Annotated in this window: 22 protein-coding genes and 1 pseudogene; all 23 read right to left on the bottom strand. The window is 58.3% G+C overall.

Annotation, left to right across the window (positions count from 1 at the left end):
* Positions 1–10: 10 nt before the first annotated feature.
* The gene (locus NFS22_RS00780; RefSeq protein WP_251315859.1) at positions 11–511 is read right to left on the bottom strand and encodes an AP2 domain-containing protein; all 501 of its coding nucleotides are present in this window, start codon (positions 509–511) and stop codon (positions 11–13) included.
* Complete coding sequence (locus NFS22_RS00775; RefSeq protein WP_251315858.1) at positions 495–722, bottom strand: hypothetical protein; 228 nt, start codon at positions 720–722, stop codon at positions 495–497. The genes NFS22_RS00780 and NFS22_RS00775 overlap by 17 nt, the downstream gene beginning before the upstream one ends.
* A 27-nt stretch (positions 723–749) precedes the next feature.
* A complete protein-coding gene (locus tag NFS22_RS00770) occupies positions 750–962 on the bottom strand; it encodes a helix-turn-helix domain-containing protein (RefSeq protein WP_251315857.1) in 213 nt (70 codons plus the stop codon).
* 352 nt (positions 963–1,314) lie between these two features.
* Positions 1,315–1,575, bottom strand: a complete 261-nt coding sequence (locus tag NFS22_RS00765; protein WP_251315856.1) for a hypothetical protein — start codon at positions 1,573–1,575, stop codon at positions 1,315–1,317.
* Between the two features lie 74 nt (positions 1,576–1,649).
* Positions 1,650–2,153 carry a hypothetical protein gene (locus NFS22_RS00760; protein WP_251315855.1) on the bottom strand — a complete coding sequence of 168 codons (504 nt, stop codon included), beginning with the start codon at positions 2,151–2,153 and terminating at the stop codon, positions 1,650–1,652.
* Between the two features lie 20 nt (positions 2,154–2,173).
* Positions 2,174–2,563 (bottom strand): hypothetical protein, encoded by a 390-nt coding sequence (locus NFS22_RS00755; RefSeq protein ID WP_251315854.1) that lies wholly within the window; start codon positions 2,561–2,563, stop codon positions 2,174–2,176.
* 363 nt (positions 2,564–2,926) lie between these two features.
* Entirely contained in the window at positions 2,927–4,879 is a 1,953-nt protein-coding gene (locus tag NFS22_RS00750) for a phage terminase large subunit family protein (RefSeq protein WP_251315853.1), read from the bottom strand.
* Positions 4,880–4,909: 30 nt separating this feature from the next.
* Complete coding sequence (locus tag NFS22_RS00745; protein WP_251315852.1) at positions 4,910–5,506, bottom strand: protoporphyrinogen oxidase; 597 nt, start codon at positions 5,504–5,506, stop codon at positions 4,910–4,912.
* A 194-nt stretch (positions 5,507–5,700) separates the two neighbouring features.
* A complete protein-coding gene (locus NFS22_RS00740; protein ID WP_251315851.1) occupies positions 5,701–5,895 on the bottom strand; it encodes a hypothetical protein in 195 nt (64 codons plus the stop codon).
* Positions 5,877–6,359 (bottom strand): gamma-glutamylcyclotransferase family protein, encoded by a 483-nt coding sequence (locus NFS22_RS00735; protein WP_251315850.1) that lies wholly within the window; start codon positions 6,357–6,359, stop codon positions 5,877–5,879. Before NFS22_RS00735 ends, NFS22_RS00740 begins: the two co-directional genes overlap by 19 nt.
* A 91-nt stretch (positions 6,360–6,450) precedes the next feature.
* Positions 6,451–6,777 (bottom strand): annotated as a pseudogene (locus NFS22_RS00730) (amidoligase family protein); the annotation flags it as partial.
* A 36-nt stretch (positions 6,778–6,813) separates the two neighbouring features.
* Positions 6,814–7,119 (bottom strand): PDDEXK family nuclease, encoded by a 306-nt coding sequence (locus NFS22_RS00725; RefSeq protein WP_251315849.1) that lies wholly within the window; start codon positions 7,117–7,119, stop codon positions 6,814–6,816.
* Complete coding sequence (locus tag NFS22_RS00720) at positions 7,116–7,271, bottom strand: hypothetical protein (RefSeq protein WP_251315848.1); 156 nt, start codon at positions 7,269–7,271, stop codon at positions 7,116–7,118. The genes NFS22_RS00725 and NFS22_RS00720 overlap by 4 nt, the downstream gene beginning before the upstream one ends.
* On the bottom strand, positions 7,258–7,578 hold the full coding sequence (locus NFS22_RS00715; RefSeq protein ID WP_251315847.1) for a nucleoside triphosphate pyrophosphohydrolase family protein: 321 nt from the start codon (positions 7,576–7,578) through the stop codon (positions 7,258–7,260). Before NFS22_RS00715 ends, NFS22_RS00720 begins: the two co-directional genes overlap by 14 nt.
* Positions 7,579–7,581: 3 nt before the next feature.
* Positions 7,582–8,328, bottom strand: a complete 747-nt coding sequence (locus NFS22_RS00710) for a hydrolase (RefSeq protein ID WP_251315846.1) — start codon at positions 8,326–8,328, stop codon at positions 7,582–7,584.
* Complete coding sequence (locus NFS22_RS00705) at positions 8,325–8,624, bottom strand: hypothetical protein (protein ID WP_251315845.1); 300 nt, start codon at positions 8,622–8,624, stop codon at positions 8,325–8,327. Before NFS22_RS00705 ends, NFS22_RS00710 begins: the two co-directional genes overlap by 4 nt.
* The gene (locus NFS22_RS00700) at positions 8,602–8,958 is read right to left on the bottom strand and encodes a hypothetical protein (RefSeq protein WP_251315844.1); all 357 of its coding nucleotides are present in this window, start codon (positions 8,956–8,958) and stop codon (positions 8,602–8,604) included. The genes NFS22_RS00705 and NFS22_RS00700 overlap by 23 nt, the downstream gene beginning before the upstream one ends.
* 12 nt (positions 8,959–8,970) lie before the next feature.
* The gene (locus tag NFS22_RS00695; protein WP_251315843.1) at positions 8,971–9,525 is read right to left on the bottom strand and encodes a hypothetical protein; all 555 of its coding nucleotides are present in this window, start codon (positions 9,523–9,525) and stop codon (positions 8,971–8,973) included.
* Complete coding sequence (locus NFS22_RS00690; RefSeq protein ID WP_251315842.1) at positions 9,522–10,076, bottom strand: hypothetical protein; 555 nt, start codon at positions 10,074–10,076, stop codon at positions 9,522–9,524. The genes NFS22_RS00695 and NFS22_RS00690 overlap by 4 nt, the downstream gene beginning before the upstream one ends.
* A gap of 424 nt (positions 10,077–10,500) precedes the next feature.
* A complete protein-coding gene (locus tag NFS22_RS00685; protein WP_251315841.1) occupies positions 10,501–12,426 on the bottom strand; it encodes a DUF927 domain-containing protein in 1,926 nt (641 codons plus the stop codon).
* 94 nt (positions 12,427–12,520) lie between these two features.
* A complete protein-coding gene (locus NFS22_RS00680) occupies positions 12,521–13,783 on the bottom strand; it encodes a DUF3102 domain-containing protein (protein WP_251315840.1) in 1,263 nt (420 codons plus the stop codon).
* The gene (locus NFS22_RS00675; protein ID WP_251315839.1) at positions 13,780–15,534 is read right to left on the bottom strand and encodes a PcfJ domain-containing protein; all 1,755 of its coding nucleotides are present in this window, start codon (positions 15,532–15,534) and stop codon (positions 13,780–13,782) included. The genes NFS22_RS00680 and NFS22_RS00675 overlap by 4 nt, the downstream gene beginning before the upstream one ends.
* Before the next feature lie 13 nt (positions 15,535–15,547).
* Entirely contained in the window at positions 15,548–15,928 is a 381-nt protein-coding gene (locus tag NFS22_RS00670; protein WP_251315838.1) for a hypothetical protein, read from the bottom strand.
* Positions 15,929–16,018: the final 90 nt, after the last annotated feature.

The following is a 16,018-nucleotide window of genomic DNA, read 5'->3' as shown; positions in this document are numbered from 1 at the left end:
TTTCGTTGTATCAGCTTTTCTTCTTACGGGGCCTACGGTTATTGTTCTGCTCTTTCATCGTGACCCATCGACAATTTTCCGGGCTATAGTCTTTGTCGTTGTCGATACGGTCAATAGTCAGATCATCTCGATACCCATTGGATAGTGCCCACTTTTGGAATGCCGCAAAATCATGGAGCCATTCAGAACACACAGCAATACCGCGTCCACCATAATCAGCGTACTTTTTATGGCCTTGATAGTAGCACCGCTGCTTCATTCCATGCCAAACGTTATACAGACGTGTTCCATATCCACCGTGAACGGTATTTCTCACTTGGATCTGATCGTGGTCATAGCAACCACAACTTTTGGTATGCCCATTTCGGAGTTCTGTCCCGATTGCAGTTACACTTTTCCCGCAGTCACAGCAACAACGCCATATAGCCTTTCGATGCTTGTTTAGCCCGAGGTATTCTTGCACCACCAGCCTTCCGAACCGCTGGCCCGTTAGGTCAATCAGCTTGCCCATTTGGGTTCCCTACTTTGACAGGCTGAAAAGCAATGTGGAGTTCGTAGACGTGCGCGTCAAGCCCTGTCCTGATTTCGCCAACAACATAATCGCCGTATGCATCCATCATTAAAGGTTCGTTCTCATCGAATGGGTACGAACTTCTGCACCAACAGAGTTTGATTTCGCTTGCATCTGTCAGCAGCTTGACTGCCTCCCTTACCGTTACCATAAGAATCCTCCATTCGTATCACGATACTTAGGCCCACCGCCGCCGGTAAGTTCTGATTTCCGGTCTGGCCTGATGGGTAGCCCGTGCCAAATATTCGGCAATGGCTTCTTCAGTAATCCAAACTTTGCTGCCAGGTTTCCGCTGAATGTAGGCCAACCGACCAGTGGAGCGTTCAATGTCCAACGTGGGCAATGACATCCCCAGCCGGGCTGCGGCCTCTTTGCGCGTCAGCAGGGTCATTTGAATTTCCTCCTTGAAATCCGAAGGAAGGTCTGATAGAATGGATTTATCAAACCTCCTTGGTTTGGTGAAATAGGGTGTTGGTGTGACTTTGGAAGGGTCGCCAACACTCTATTTTTTTATGTCGTCCTCCAGCTTCTCAATCCCACGCCTTATGGCCTCGGCTCTGCTAACCTGTTCCTGTTCAGTATATTGCTCCAATATTTTTTCGCTTTTGGAGTCCAAACGGATGTGGATAGATTGGCCTTTTGGATTGTCTGTTGGGCGACCAGTTCTTGGGGACATCTTATCACCTCACTTTTGTGGCCCATAATTATGATAGACTAATGTGCCACAAAAGTCAAGAGTTTTTTTACCAATCCATAGGCGTCACCGCGAAGGCCCGCCGGGCGTGGCCACCCGCCAGCAGCGCCTCCAGTTCGTCCACCTTTTTCTCGGCCTCGTCAATGCGTTTCTGGAGGGAGACCAGGTCAAGCCGGGTCAGTTCTTCATTCCCGATTTTGTACGATTTTACGCCGCCGTCCAAGAGCGCGAGGTAAGCCTCCCGCAGTTTTTCCAGGGCGCTGCGCCAGAAGGCCAGCCGCGCCTTCAGTTCAGTTGTGTTTGCCGCCATATACTCACCACCTAAATTTTTGCATGACAAAGCCGCCCTCGTACTACGCAAGGACGGCTTGTCGTTGGTTGAGTTTAATTGTCTCGCCGGTTGTGCCGCTGTTCCTTCGCTGTGGCCCAGCGGCAATTTGAAGGTTCATAATTGCCATCAACATCAATACGGTCAATGCTGAGAGCATCAGTGTACCCATGGGATAAAGCCCAATCTCGGAAGGCTGGAAAATCATTTTTCCATTCTGCGCAGATGGTAATACCTCGACCACCGTAGTCTTTGTATTTCGCAGCATTCGGATTATAGCAACGATTTTTCATCCCTATCCAAATCCGATACAGCCTTGTCCCACGCCCTCCATGAACGGTTGATTGCTCTTTTTTCTTGTTGCGAAAAGTTTCGTCATGTTTGGAACATCCACAACTGCTGGTCTTACCACTTCGCAATAGATACCCAAACACTGCGGTCTCATTCCCACAATCACATTGACAAAGCCATTTCGCCTCTCCATGTTTTTCGCATTCGACCCGCCTTATCACCAGTAGCCTTCCGAACCGCTGGCCGGTTAGGTCAATCAGTTTTCTCATTCCGTGTTGCCCCCACTCTATCAAACCGTTCTGCTGTAGCCAACCCCCACGCCTCGCTCCGTGTCATGCTCCAGAAAATACCGGGACATTTCCAGCGGTTTGCCGAATGCGTAGAACAGCTTGACCGCCATGCGCAGGCCGTACAGAATTGCCGCATCGTTGAGCGTGCCATTATAAACGCTGATGGCATCCTCCAGGCTCCCAAAGAAATCCTCATCGGTAGCCTTAACCCGTCCAAGTTGCTGGTACAGCACGTCCTCTGCTTTCAGGATAAGTGCATCGTGCCGTTGGATATACGCCCATTCCTCCGACTGGCTCAGACAGCCCATGAGCGCATCCAAAGCGTCAAAGCCATCTTCCAACTTCATCGTTTCGGTTTCACCGGGAAGATTTTTCTTGCCCTCCACCATATAAATTCCTCCTTGAAAATCCAAGGAAGGTCTGATAGAATGGATTTATCAAACCTCCTTGGTTTGGCATAAGGGTTTCGGTTGCGTCTTGTCGAGGGAGCACCGAAACTCTTATTATTTTTTGGTCAGCTTATTGTGGAGGTCATCAACCATTTCTTCAAAGAGTTCAACCTTGGTCTTTCCTGATATCCGTTTGCACTCCTCAAACTTTTCTACGGTTTGCTGTGCTACTCGAAAACCAATTTGAGAACTCTTTGGGCTTTCCCCTACAATTGGCCGCCCAGTTCTGGGAGACATTTCATCACCTCACTTTTGCCTAAGCAAAATTATAATATATGCTTATGCAAAAGTCAAGATAATTCTTCACCACTCATCAAGGGAATTTTCGTTGTTCTTCGGCTGGATGGTTCTGGGGCGGTGTGCAGGCTTTGGGGCGGGTGCTGTGCCGTTTACCGCTTTCCCCCGCGCCATCTTGATTTTTCGGTCTATCGTGTCCAAATCGACAGGGAGCGCACGGAACGCCGCAAGAGCGTACACCCGGCAGTCCAAGGGCTCGTTGCGCTCATGGCCCTGTATCTTCGTCCACACCCACCGCTGGCGGGTCTTGCCCTCCGGCACCAGGTGCTCCGACAGCAGGCCGTTGAAGTACATTGCGCCGTAATCGTCCCGTAGGGGGAAGTGGTTGTACTTTGGCCCTGGCGCTTGGACTTTGAGGTCATCCATCACCGTCTGCTTGATGGAGTCCACGCCAAGCTGATATTGCCATACTACGCCCAAATAGCGGTTATTGATGATGATTTTCATCTTTTTTGGGGGACTGAGCGTGGGCCTGTCCGGGCCGTAAAATCCCTTGATGCAGAACACCTTTTTCCCGATGCGGTCACGACAGAACTGCCGCACCTGTCCGGTGAAGTGTCCGCCCTCGTCTACAAAGGACATACTGACCTTTAACCCAAGACCGTCCTTGAATTTCAGTACCCGGTCAAAAATCATCATATCCATGCTGGCCCAAGTAGCGGGATCATCCGGGCGGCCCATGATAACGCCCTTTTCAATCCCCCACCGCTCATTAAAGTGGCCGTGGCCCACAATCTCGTACTCCATGCGGTCGTCCTGGGTATCCACGCCGGCGGTGAGCACCAGCACACCCTCCGGGAGCTCGGCCTCGTAGACCTCCCGCCGTCCCAAAAGTGTGTCCGGGTCCTGGGTGTCGCCCCGGTCTTCCCAGAGCTGCCCAAAGCAGGTGTTGTAGACCACCTGCATCTTCCCAGTGTCCCCCAGGGCGTTCTGGTACTTCAGACAGATGCTCTCCCAGCTGGCCCACGGGCTGACAAAGGCGTTCAGCCAGAAGGAACGGACGCCGTTGGCATAGGCCGCCGGGTTTTCGGCCACCCACTTGGCAGGCTGTTTCTTCATGGTGGCCTCCTCGGACACGCAGCCGCAGCCGGGGCAGATCCAAAACACATCATGCACCGTATAGGTGCGTTCGTGATTGACCACCGTCTCCTCCGCCTTGTAGCGGATGTCCTTCCACTGGATCTCGTGGAACTCGCCGCAGTGGGGACATTGGGATTTCCACCGCTCCATGGTGCCCTTGGCGAAGCTCTTGGCGATGTTGCTGCTCCCCCGGATGGTGGGGGTGCTGACCTCCACCGCCTTGGCGTTGTAAAACGTGGTCTGCCGCGCCATGGCCAGCTCCCAGGGGTCGCCCTCGGTGCCGGCGGACTGCGCCCAGCGGTCTCTCTCATCCCCGAACACATAGCGGATGGGCTTGGAGGCCAGGGCATGGGCCTCGTTGGAGCCGCACAGCGTCAGGATGCCGCCGGGATAGGTCTTCTGGAGCAAGGTGTTCCCGCTGTCCCGGCTCTTGGGGGCGGAAATCCTCCGGCGCACGGCGGGGCTGTCCCGGATCATGGGCGCGATGCGCAGCTTGGAGAACTCCCTGGCGTCGATGGTGGTCGGATGGACAAAGAGGATACTGCCGGGGTTCTGGTCGATGATGTACCCGATGATGTTGTTGATGACCTCCGTCTTACCCACCTGGGACGCGGCCACAAAAACGATGTGGCGAATCTTCGGGTCGGTGAAGGCATCCATGATGGCCCGGAGGTAGGGCGTCCGACTGGTGCGCCAGAGGCCCGGCTCGGCACTGGCTTCGGTGGAAAGGTACCGCTTGCACTCCGCCCACTCGGTGACGGTCAGGTTCTCCGGGGGCTGCATCCCGGCCAGCCCCCTGGAGATGGCCTTCATCAGCCGGCGGGCCGCCCGGTTGGCGGTTGCCTCGGCCTGCCGCCGCTCCGCTCTGTTATTCGTCATCGTCCACACCCTCGTGCTCCGCCTGCTCTGTTATTCGTCATCGTCCACACCCTCGTGCTCCGCCTGCCAGTCCATCCGCTCCCGAACGCGCTCGGCATATTTCTCCGGGTCATAGGTGTAGGAGGACAAGTCCTTCATCACCAGGTAGACCTCCCGCTTGATGACCTCGGCGGCCTCGGCCGCGGTGGTAGTCCCGGCTACGTCTACGGCCAGACGGCCAGGCAGGGCCATGAGGGAATCCCGAATGGTGTATAACAAATCTTCCGTCAGGGCGGCCACGTCCTCGCTGCGGTGCATGATGCCCTGGAGCTCCTGGGCCTCCAGTTCGGCAATCTGGGCCTTGGCCTTCTTGATGCGCACCTCGGCCTCGAACTTCTCCAGCTCCTTGGGCTCCGGGATGCCCTTCTCCCCGCGGCCTGCCGCCTTGTCCCGAAGGTACTGCACATAGGCCCTGGTGGACTCCACCACGTTGTACCGTTTCCCGGCGGGGGTGTCCCTTTTCTTCAGCACACCGTCCCTGGTGAGCTGGTTGATCCACTGGCCCGTCAGGGCGAACAGATTCGCCAGGTCTTCGGCCTTGCAGTAGCCGGGGGTCTCCTCGATTTTTCCTTTTCTGGCGGTTGCCAACCTGATCACCTCTCTGAAAAATGGCATAAAAATAGCGCCCCAGAAACGAAAGTCCCCCAAAAAAATTTTTTGGTGACTACACGCGTTTCGGGCGTTTTCGCCCCCGCTCCCCTGGGGGAGGGGCTCACAGTACCTTTTCATCCAACGAGCGAACGGGCGGCCCCTCCGAGCCGTCCGCTGCCGTGCTGTTGCGCTTACACTTGGTGCCGATGGATGGTGTCGAGGATGCGCTCCTGCTCATCCTTGCCCACGCCGATGCTCTCCAGCGCCTCCCGCGTTCCGCAGTCTGGGCAGATAGGGCCGCTGCCATCCCTTGCCGTAGCAGGGCGCTCGGTGTACGTCCGCCCACATCTGGGGCAGACGCGCTCGCTCACTGTTTTGCTGTGCATAGAATCCCCTCCCCTTTACTGTCTGTGTATGCATCCAGCAGGATGCGCGGGTCAAAGCCGAAGCTCCGATACCCTTGGGTGCAGGTGATGAAGTAGGAATTGCTGGGTGTTCCGAGGGGCCTGTCTGCGTACATGACGTAGGCAAAGCCCTCCAGGGTGCGCACCTCGCCGGAGCCGGCCAGCGTCACCTCCAGTTCCATCCCCACCTTGTGGTAGAACACGGGGTAACCCTCATAGCGGTCGAGGCTGCGCTCATCTGCCGCTGTGACCTCCCACACAGCCACCGGCACCCGGCCCCCCTCCCACGGTTCGATGGTGAGGTATGAGCCGGTCTTGCTGCCCTTGAACAGCAGGCGGTAGTCCTCAATAACTGCGGTGCCAACAACGGTCGCCCCAGGGCAGCGCCCCCGCATCTGCGGGAGGTTAAGGTTGCTGCCGTAGGCAATGTAAAACCTTTTCGCCATTTCCGATCCGTCCTTTCCGAAGGGCGTTCCCTTCTACTGCCTAAAGCCCGCTTGTGGCGGGTTAGGCGGGGCGGTGCGGAGCCGGGGCCGGTCAGGCGGCCCTTCCGTTGCGGAAGGCCGCGTCCCCGGAGAGGCGGCGGGTCAGGAGGTCACGGGCTGTGGCGAATTCCTCTCCGATGAACCCCAGCCGGAGAAGCCAAGTCCTCATGGCGTACTTGGGGTTGTCGGTCTGCTGGGGCTTGGGGCTGGCGTTCTTGAGGCTCTTGGCCATCTGGCTCAGCGCGAGGCAAAGCTGGATGTAGCTCTTCAACTGGCCGGCGTGGAGGCCGTTTTTCTTGCCGTCCGCAGGGGCGTCGAATTGGAAAAGGCGGAACTCAATCGTGCCCTTGGTGAAGGTGGCGTGGAGGTTGAGCATATGTATTCCTTCAAAATCCCAGACGTTTGGGATTTTGGCTCAGTTGATCCCCGCCGCCAAGATGATCTTCTCGACCTGCTCCGGGTAGGACACAACGGCGGCGGTTCCCCCGGCGGCATTGATTTCCTTGATGGTCTGCTCCTGGATTTTGGAGAGCCGCCCAACCTCCGGGCGCTTGACCTCAAATCCGAAGAAGTGACCGTTGACGATGGCGCAAATGTCCGGGATACCTTGGCGGCAGTAGGGTCCGGCCTGGGCTTTCCAGACGAATGCGCCGGGGTATTGCTCCTTCAACCAGCGGATGATTTTGGCCTGATACCAGCTTTCTTTGTGGGGGGCGCTCATTTCCGACTCTCCCATTCCTCGCAGCCATCCTCATAATCTGTATAGTCGGTCCAATACTCACTTCCCGAGTTGGCGCAGACAAGGTCATCGCCGCTGTCATCGTACTGGTGCCATTTGCAGGTGCCGCAGCACCGTTCCCTATTCTCCTCCATTCTGGCAATCCCCCTTCCAGCCTGCAATAATCAGGCGTTGCCGGAGTCGCTCAATTTTTGCGTCCCGATACACCTCAACAGAGGTGTCGATACCGAAAATCATCTTGATTTGTGCAAGCATAATCTCCACATCCGCTACTTCCTCTGCAATTTCAACCTCGTTGTCTTTTCCTCTCCACGCTTTGCAGATTTCTTTTTGAAGCTCGGCCATTTCCTCCAGGAGCATTTTCGCCTGGGCATCCTTGCCCCAGGTGGCCACAGCTGCCGCAAGAATCTCCCATTCTTTTTTTGACGCTTTGATTTCCACAGCTCAGGCCCCCTCACTCAACGGCGGTGCCTCCTCAAAGGCCGGCCCCCCGGTGGCCGGGTTGTCCGCCCACTCGCCGGCGGAGGCCGGGGCGGGGGCGTCGGCGAACAGCTCCAGGTTTTCCTTCTCGCCCTCCATGAACCGGCTGGCCATCATGTCCGCCGTCTGAAGGGCGAGGACTGCGGGCCACATTTCAATGCTCTTGCCCACGGCATTGTCGTTCTCGTAGTTCCCGTTCATCCCCATGTGGTGCCAGATAGCGTACATCTCCTGGCTGGTGAGGGTGGTGTACTGCTTGATGATCATGGCGCTCTTGGGGCCGTGGCCCAGGGGCATCATGTCGTTCACAGTGTAAAAGGGAACCTTCTCCCACTTGCCGGTGGCGTCGTTCTTCACGTTCCGGGTGCTGGTGCCGTAGAAGTGGGTCTTGCAGATGTCGTGGAGCAGCGCCATCATGATCACGCTGTCATCCGAGATGGTGTCCACCACTTTGCCAGCGGCCATGTACTCCCAATACCCAGTGCCCTCCTCGGCGTCCTCACTCTGCCAAGTGAGCAGCCCCCGCAGCGCATCCAGGACGTTGAGGCTGTGCTGGAGGAGACCGCCGGGAGCGGCCAGGTGGTACTTGGTGCTGGCCGGAGCCCTGTAGAAGTCGCTTTTCTGGATGTACTCCAGCAGCTTGTCCATGCCGGGGCGCTGAACCTTGGCCAGCTCCGCCTCAAAGCGGGCGATGTTGTTCTCGATATTCATTTCGTGTCCTCCTTCAAAAATTTCTGCCCGCAGAAGACGCACCGTTCCGTGCTGTACGGCATCTCACCGCAGGCCGGGCATTTCGGTTCACCGTCCGGGATGAATGCATCGCCGGCCGCATTGAGCGTGGGTACCCACAGGAGTTTGACCGGCGGCATCTTTCCGTTCGGCTTATCATCGTCTTCCGGCTGGTGCTCACAGCCGCGGCACATCCTGCCCACACCACACCGAAAGTTCTTGTCCCAATGGCATCTGATGACGCCGATACCATACTCATTCACTTGGCTCACCTTCACGCAGGAGTTTCTCCCCCTGGGCCTTAAGCTCCGGGAAAATCTTCTCCTGCTCCTTCTTGATCTGCTCGTACTCCTGGAGGTACTTTTTGAAGGTGCTTTCCTTGAACCTCTTGGCGTGGGCTGCCTTGATTTTCAGCTGCACAGCCTTCCGCCGCTCGATCAGACTCCGCATCGTGCTGTTGGTGGTGAGGATGTGGTACTTGGCGCCGCAGGCCGGGCAGGAAAAATACTGCACCTCCAAGTCACCGTCCCGGAGCGATCCCATGCGGGAGTCATCCACGGTGAACTGCTGGCCGCACTTATTGCAGTCGATGGGCTTGTCAAACAAAATCATGCTGTGTCCTCCTCAGTTTTGGTACTCTCTCGATTTGGGTACCCAGCGCAGATTGACATCCCCGCCGCACTTGCACCGAACCGTGATGTCCGGGTCTTCCAGGTTGGTCTGCCCCCACCTGGTCTGTTCGCAATAGGGGCAGGTGTATGCAAACTTGGCGAGCGGGGCAGTGAGGTCGATCTGGTGGCCGCACTTACAGTCCACCTCCGTCTGATACTCCCGCAGAAAAGTCGTGAAAGCGCGCCCACACTCCTTGCAGTGGAGGTGGAGCAGCCCCCTGGCGCCATCCGGCTTTTTCTCCGGAGGAGGATCGGTCTCTCCTTCCTGCTCCGGCGAGCTGGTGGGAGCCTGGCCCTCCATCTCCGGCTCCACCGGGTCATCCGCGGGGACCGGAGCCTTGGCGACCGGGGCGTACTCGTTCATCAGGCGCTGGATGGTCTTCTTGGCTTTGGCGATTTCCTCAGCGGTGGCCTTCACCTCGACCGTGGTGTCAACCAGGACGCGGTCGCTCCGTTCGATGCAGAGGGAAAAGGTATACGTCGGTGTAAATCCATCGTAGTAACTCATGGTGTGTCCTCCTTCAGCTGTGGCGGGTACCGATAATCGCGGCCGGTGTAGTCGCTGTTGATCCAGCACCCGCTCCCTGGGTAGCCCTCCGTCTTGGGCCACCAAAACTTTTTAAGAATCCGATTGTAAATCCACCCGCTGTCCAGCCGCTTGCAATGCCGCGCCCAGTAGCGGTTGAAAACCTGGAGGCGGGGCTCGTAGGTTCTGTTGATGAGGTCATGGTACTCATCCATGTCCAGCCGGTCGATCAGGGCGGCCCGGAACTGGTCAACCAGGCCGCCGGGTTTCTTTTCGCCCTCCCCGATGATGGCGAGGCACTTGGCCAGCCACTCATTCCCGGCTGTGTCCTCCGGGTAGGTGGGAAAGTCCTCCTCAAGCTCGACACACTTTCGGTAGAACCAGACTGCCCCGTCCATGACCTCCGCCACCAGGGTGTTGTAGGATCTGGCGTACCGGGTCGTGAGCTGCTGGAGCGGAACCTTCTCCCGGTTGTTCTTGAGCTTTTGGAAGTCGGCATGGAACCGTGTCAACCGCTGGGTATCAGTCTCCATTTTGGCGCCTCCTCTCGGTTGTCCCCTGTGCGGCCACAGGGGCGCGTTGTGGGCCTCGTTCGCCGGGGTGGTAGGTTTACCCTTCTCTCCCCGTTGTCGCCCCGCCGTGCGGCGGGAAACGGCCCCCTTACGCCTACTTTCAAAATTAGGTGTAAGGCCGGGATGCTTTGCGGTTACGGGCGTTCCTGGAATTCCTTACGCCTTACGCCTAATTTTCAGAATATCCCTTGTTTTCTTTCAGCTATGTCTCTAAGTCAAAAAATCGAGACTTGCAATCGTTTTGCAACAATACCGTGTAATTGGTGAATTTAGGTGTAATAGGTGTTAGGAAAGCCCTGTACCCTTTGCGCCGTGCGGGTTTTCAGCCTTACGCCTAACCTTACGCCTAACCTTACGCCTAATTTTAGGCGTAAGGGATTACCCATCAAAAAGGCAGTTCCTCATCTTCGCCGTCAATGGGGGTAAAATGCTGTTGTTCCCACTCTGGCTGAGCGGCAATGGATCTGGCCTCGGCAAGTTCCTCCGCATCATCCACGGGGTCTCCTGCCTTGGATAATTTCCCAATGTAAAACTCCACAAAGCGGCTACTTCGGTTTACAAACCATTTCAATACAGAGTAGTCTTTTTTTCGGTTTCCTTTGTTCATAGAAAACCCGATTAGCCCTTGGTCTGCCATGTACTTCATGGTTTTTCGATATGAGTACCCAGCTTTCGTCAGCGCCTGGTTCAGCATGGAGGGGAAAATGTAAGCGGTGTTCCCGGTCTCGCTGGTGAAGCCCAGGCAGGTGCCAACGGTGTTTGGGCCGAAGTATGCCTTGTTCGACAGCACCCAGTCCACAATGAACTGCACAGCGTTCTCGTTGACGTCGGTAGCGTTGCTCTCCACCTGGTTGACCAGGATGTCCACCGCCATCTGCTTTGCGGAGGCCCAGGATACCTCCCACTCCCCACCGAAGAACCAGGTGTCGATGAGAGCGTCCGCCAGGGCGACGGCCGCGATGCCGGCGATGTGGGAGCCGTTCTTGCCCTCGCTGACGGTGCGGACATAGTTCTGCATCTCCTCGTACAGCTCCACAATCCGGCGCTCATCCATCTGGAGGATTTTCTCAATAAAGGCCGGGCCTGCCCAGCCGCAGTCCGTGGCCGACTGCTGGTGCATGAGGGCCGCATCCGCCTCGTTGTCGAATGGGCCGCCGTAGATTTCCAACACACGGGTGCTGACGCCGGTCTGGGTGGTTTCCGTGCTGAGCGGTTCCTCGCCGGTGGCCAAGGCCACGGTGCGCCATTGGTGGATGGTCTGGAGGCCCCCGCCCTTGCTGCCACGGATCTTCCCGGTGCCGCTGGCGATCATGTACACGATCTTCTCCAAGGCCCCCTGGTTGTTCCCGGCCAGCTGGCGCTCATCGATGCCAAGAGGCAGGTCGCAGTAGAAGGCCGCCGTCCGCTCCAGGCCGACCTGGGTAGCGTTGAAGCTGACCATGAGCCGCTCCGGGTCCCCCCAGGCGGAGAGGGCAGCCTTGAGGGCGGCGGTCTTTCCGCCTTTGGAGCCGCCCCAGTTGTATACGAAGAATATCCGCTGTTTCACGATCCGCAGCAGGGGCGCGGCGAACCCGGCCGCCAAGATAAAGCGGAACTTCATCCTGCCGCGGTGTGGGGCCATGTGCTCCACCCACCGCTCCATGGTGCCGTTTTTACAGTAGGCCGCCGCCATGCCACGCTGGGAGGGGTCTATGTCCAGGGTCAGGCCATCGTCGTGGCCAGGCAGGAACCGCTTTCCCGGTTGCCAGCCGAATGTTGATGTGGCGTCGTTCTTGGGGATCAGGTCGATGTTCTCGGCCTCCAGCGCCCCCAGGAAACTGACCACCCGCTTGGCGTTCTCGCTTGTGACGGTACAGCCCAGGTCGGCCAGTGTGGTAATGGATCGGCTGGAGAAGATGGTGGAGCGGGGGTAGATGGCGGTCTGCCACTGGCCGTCCCGTTTGAAGGCTACTTCGATTTTCTCATCGCCGGTCTCCAGGCTCTTGAGGCGTTGGGGGTGCATAGCCTTGCTCTGGGCGGCATCGTGTGTCTTGATGCGCTGGCTCTCATCGGCGATGATCAGGTCGGCATCGTAGGCCAGGAGCCGGTCGAAGATGTCCTCCCGCCAGGTGGACTCGTAGTTGATGACGGCCACCTTCAGCGCCTCGAAGGGGAACTTGTCCAGGTCATCCAGCGCCTTGATGCGGGATTTCTTGTCACCGAGCAGCACCTTGACGGTGTACTTGAAATCGGCGTAGTCGTTAAACTCCTTCGGCCAGACGGCGCAGACGCTGGTGGGCGCCACGATCAGCACCTTCTTGACCTTGCCCATCTGATACCCGGCCCCGACTGTGGCGATGGCTGTCAGGGTCTTGCCTAACCACAGCCCATCTCAAAAAGGAATCCGAATCCCTTACCCTGGGCTGTCATGCGGCACCACCCCCCATCTGCTCCAGCGCGGTCTCCAGAGCTTTTCGGATGCCGCCCCGCAGTTTTTGGGCCTTATCACTGTCTGCGGCCTCAATCCGGTTCAGAGTTTCCCACATCTTCGTATAGGTCTCCTGCCAGCTCTTGAACAGCACCATGAGGGTGGTCGTATCGGGGTCAGCCTTGGACAGTTGCTTTTCAAGGGCCTGCATTCGCTCTGCGCTTTCGGCCTTGATGCGCTCCACCGCCTCGGCGGTCAGAGCGTCCTTTTCCTCCTGAGTGAGCTCCCGTACCTCTGGCCCCTTGGCCTTCAGATCGGCCAGTTCCTTCTGGGCAGCTTCCAGAGATTCCTCTGCGGCCTTGCGCTTTTCCTCGGCCTTTTTCTTGGCATCCTTGGCCTTGTCCACCTTCTCGGTCATCTCGGCGATGGCGGCCTGTCGAGCGGCCTCCACCGCCGCCGTGTCCGTCTCGGCGGGCCGGCTGCGGAGCTCCTCCAGCTCCCGCGCCAAGCGGGTGTGCTCCTCCTCGGCGGCCTGGGCGGAGGTGTTGGCCTCGCTCAAGGCATCCTGGAGCCGCTGGGCCTTCTCCCTCTGCTTTTCCAGGGCCTCCTTCGCCGCCTGCTCGGCGGCCTTGGCCTGGTCAGCCTCCACCCCGGCGCTGGTCAGCTTGGCCTCATAGACCTTGGCTTGGTCGGTGAGCTCCTCCCGGAGCCGCTCCGCCTCCTGCCGGAGCCCACGGGCCTCATCCTCGGCGGCGGCGGCCTTTTCCTCGGCCTCGTTCCTGGCCTTGAGGGCCTCGTTCAGTTCGCGGGTGGTCATGTGCTCCACATCGTTCTCCACCGCGAACCGCTCCCGCTCTTCCTCATCCGGGATGGCCAGGAGGCGCAGCGCCTTGGAGTAGGTCAAATTCCCAAACGTCTGGGATTTCGGGGCTCCGCCGAACAAGCTCTGCTGGCTGTCCCCGTACTCGCGGAAAACCCGCATGAAGTTCTGTGCGGTGGATTGGGAGTAGTCCAGCTCCCTTTTCAGCCAAGCCCCCCACTCGCCATGGGGGAGCATGGCCTTGGCCTCCTCCAGCCGTCGGCCGATCTCGATGGCGTAGTTGAGGATGATGCCGTTGGCCTGGTGCTGAAGGGTGCGGATCTCCAGCGTCACCGTTTCCACGGTGCGAGGCGGGGGCGGAACCTCCACGGCTGTGGGCGGGCCACCAACCCCAAAGTCCTGACTGAGAAGCTGGCCCTCAGTTACTTCCATTTCGCTCATGCTGCTGCTCCTTTCTTCTTGGGCAATTTGGGATTGCCCTTTTTATCGCGTCTGCTGCCCTTTTCCATCCAGTCCAACCAAGTGTCCAGAAACTCCCGGTAGACCTCTCTCGGATCAGGGGCAAAGCGGCCTTTGGTCGTATGCAAACCCTCGTTTTTGAATCCGTGGATCTGCACCAGCTTGTTCCCGTTCATTTCAATGGTCAGCCACGGCTCGTCCGGTTTTTTGACCTTCCGCATGAAAAGGATAGTTGTCTGTCCCAGGATGTGCCGGTCAGCGTGGCCGCCCACGCAGTGCTGGAGCTTGCGGGCCTCGGCCAGAATTTCATCCTTACCGAGGGGTGCCCGGATTACATAGCCATCCATGGCAAAGCCGTACTTCTTCTCCAGCTTCTTGCGGCGCTCCTCGTACTTCTCCTCCGCCAGACGGGCCTGACGCTCACGCTCGGCCCGTTCTGCCTGCTGTTGACGCTCCCATTCCCGCCGCTGGGCCGCCCGCTCCCGCTCCAGCTTCGCCTGGTGCTTTTTCGTGGCCTCGTCGTGGGCCGCCCCCAGGTTGCGGGGGAGCAGGACGTTCTCCCGGTGGAGGAGATAGCCCATGGCCTCGGCGGCGGTGAGGTAGTCCTCCCAAAACCGCAGGGCCGAGCTAAGGCTACTCATACCGCCATACTGGGCGCATCCCACATAGCCGTCCAGGTATCGGATCAGCTTTTCCAGAGGGATATTCCACTTCTTTGCCGCTCGGACAGTTCTCTGAATATCAATGCCCCTGGATATCCACTCTGCGCACTGCGTCAGCGGAATGCGACTCTTCAGCCGCTTATGCAGTTCCAAAATCCGAATATCGCGGTTCGTGCCGAGGAAGGTCTTCATGTCCTGCCGATTCAGCTTGAATGCCTTCTTGGGGTCGTCCCAATCGATGACCGTAGCGTGTTTCACGCCCCGGTCCACCAAATCCGTGACAACATCCTTCATTCCGGCTTTCATCAACATCTCGATCTGCCGGGGGTAGAAACAGCAGGCGGTCAGGAACTCCAGGAGTCGGCTGCCACTCAGTTTGAAATCTGCCGCACAGCAATAGCGGAAAGGGCTCTCTTGTATCTCATCCAGCCCAATCACATCGTAGCCGATGCCGTAATCCGCATTTGCGGAGAATGGGGCGTGTATGTTCCAGCGCCCCTTGGTGAGCGGCCCGTCCTGCTTTTCGATGTGTCCGAAAGGGCTGTTCCCGTACCAGCTGCGAGTGGTCGCCTCAGCCAGTCCTGGCCGGAAACGATACACTCCCACCAGCTTATATGTAGGGTCTCCTGCCAAGTCATAGCCTGCCGTATAGTGCTTACCGCAGTCATAGGCCCTGGCCCACAACGCTCCCCGGTACCATCGCAGGACTACCGCCCGCCGATAGCTGGAAAGGTTTTCCCGCTTGCCGGTGTATCGCAGTTCCTTCACAATGGCCGGCTTTCCGCAGAAGGGGCACTCCACATGGGGCTTTGCGGGTTCGCACCACCGATTCCTCGGTTCCCGCTGGTGGGGCTCCCACATGACCGCCAGGAAGTTTCGCTCCGGCGTGGTCACCCTCATGTCCTCGATTCCCACCGTCGTGTGCTCATGGCAGCAGGTCGTCCAAATCTCCTCGGTGCAGGAACGGCGAAAAATGTAGGTGGGGAACAGGGCGTTGATGGCCTCCAGCTCTCCATCACGCAGGGGCGGTGCTGACTTTGCAAACCGCTCGGCTTTCTCCTGCTCTGTCACTTCTCACGCCCCCTTACAGGAAGTCCTCAAGGTCGAGGATCTTCGGGCCGGGGCTGGCCACCGGCGCCGTGGCCGCAGCCTCGGCCTCCACATCGGCGCAGAGGTTGACCGTCATATGGAACTTCACATCGGCGCCGGGGAAGTAGAACCTCACCGCCCGGCGGAACGCCTCCAGGTCGGAGATCGCGCTCCCGCAGCTCTTGGCCACCGCTTTCATGCAGTCGGAGAAGGTGCCGCCCTGGACCACCGCCTGGGCAAACTCCGCATCCTGGCGGCAGAACCCGTCCAGGGCCTCGCACACGGCGCCCTTCATGGCGCTGGCGTACCTGTCGTAACTGCCGGAGTTCCGCTCGGCCTCCAGCTTGCGCTTAGCCTGCTCGTACCACTCGTTCATAAAAAACCACCTTTCTATTGCGTCCCGCCGTGAAAGGTGTTATAATCCTCTCAGGCAAGGACATTTTTCCTGATGTTTCCCGGCCTCTCG

It is taken from the genome of Flintibacter muris, assembly GCF_943192995.1.
In the GTDB taxonomy this organism is placed as follows: Bacteria; Bacillota; Clostridia; order Oscillospirales; family Oscillospiraceae; genus Lawsonibacter; species Lawsonibacter muris.
Note: the sequence above shows the minus strand (reverse complement) of the source record. Positions and strands in the feature narration are given on the sequence as shown.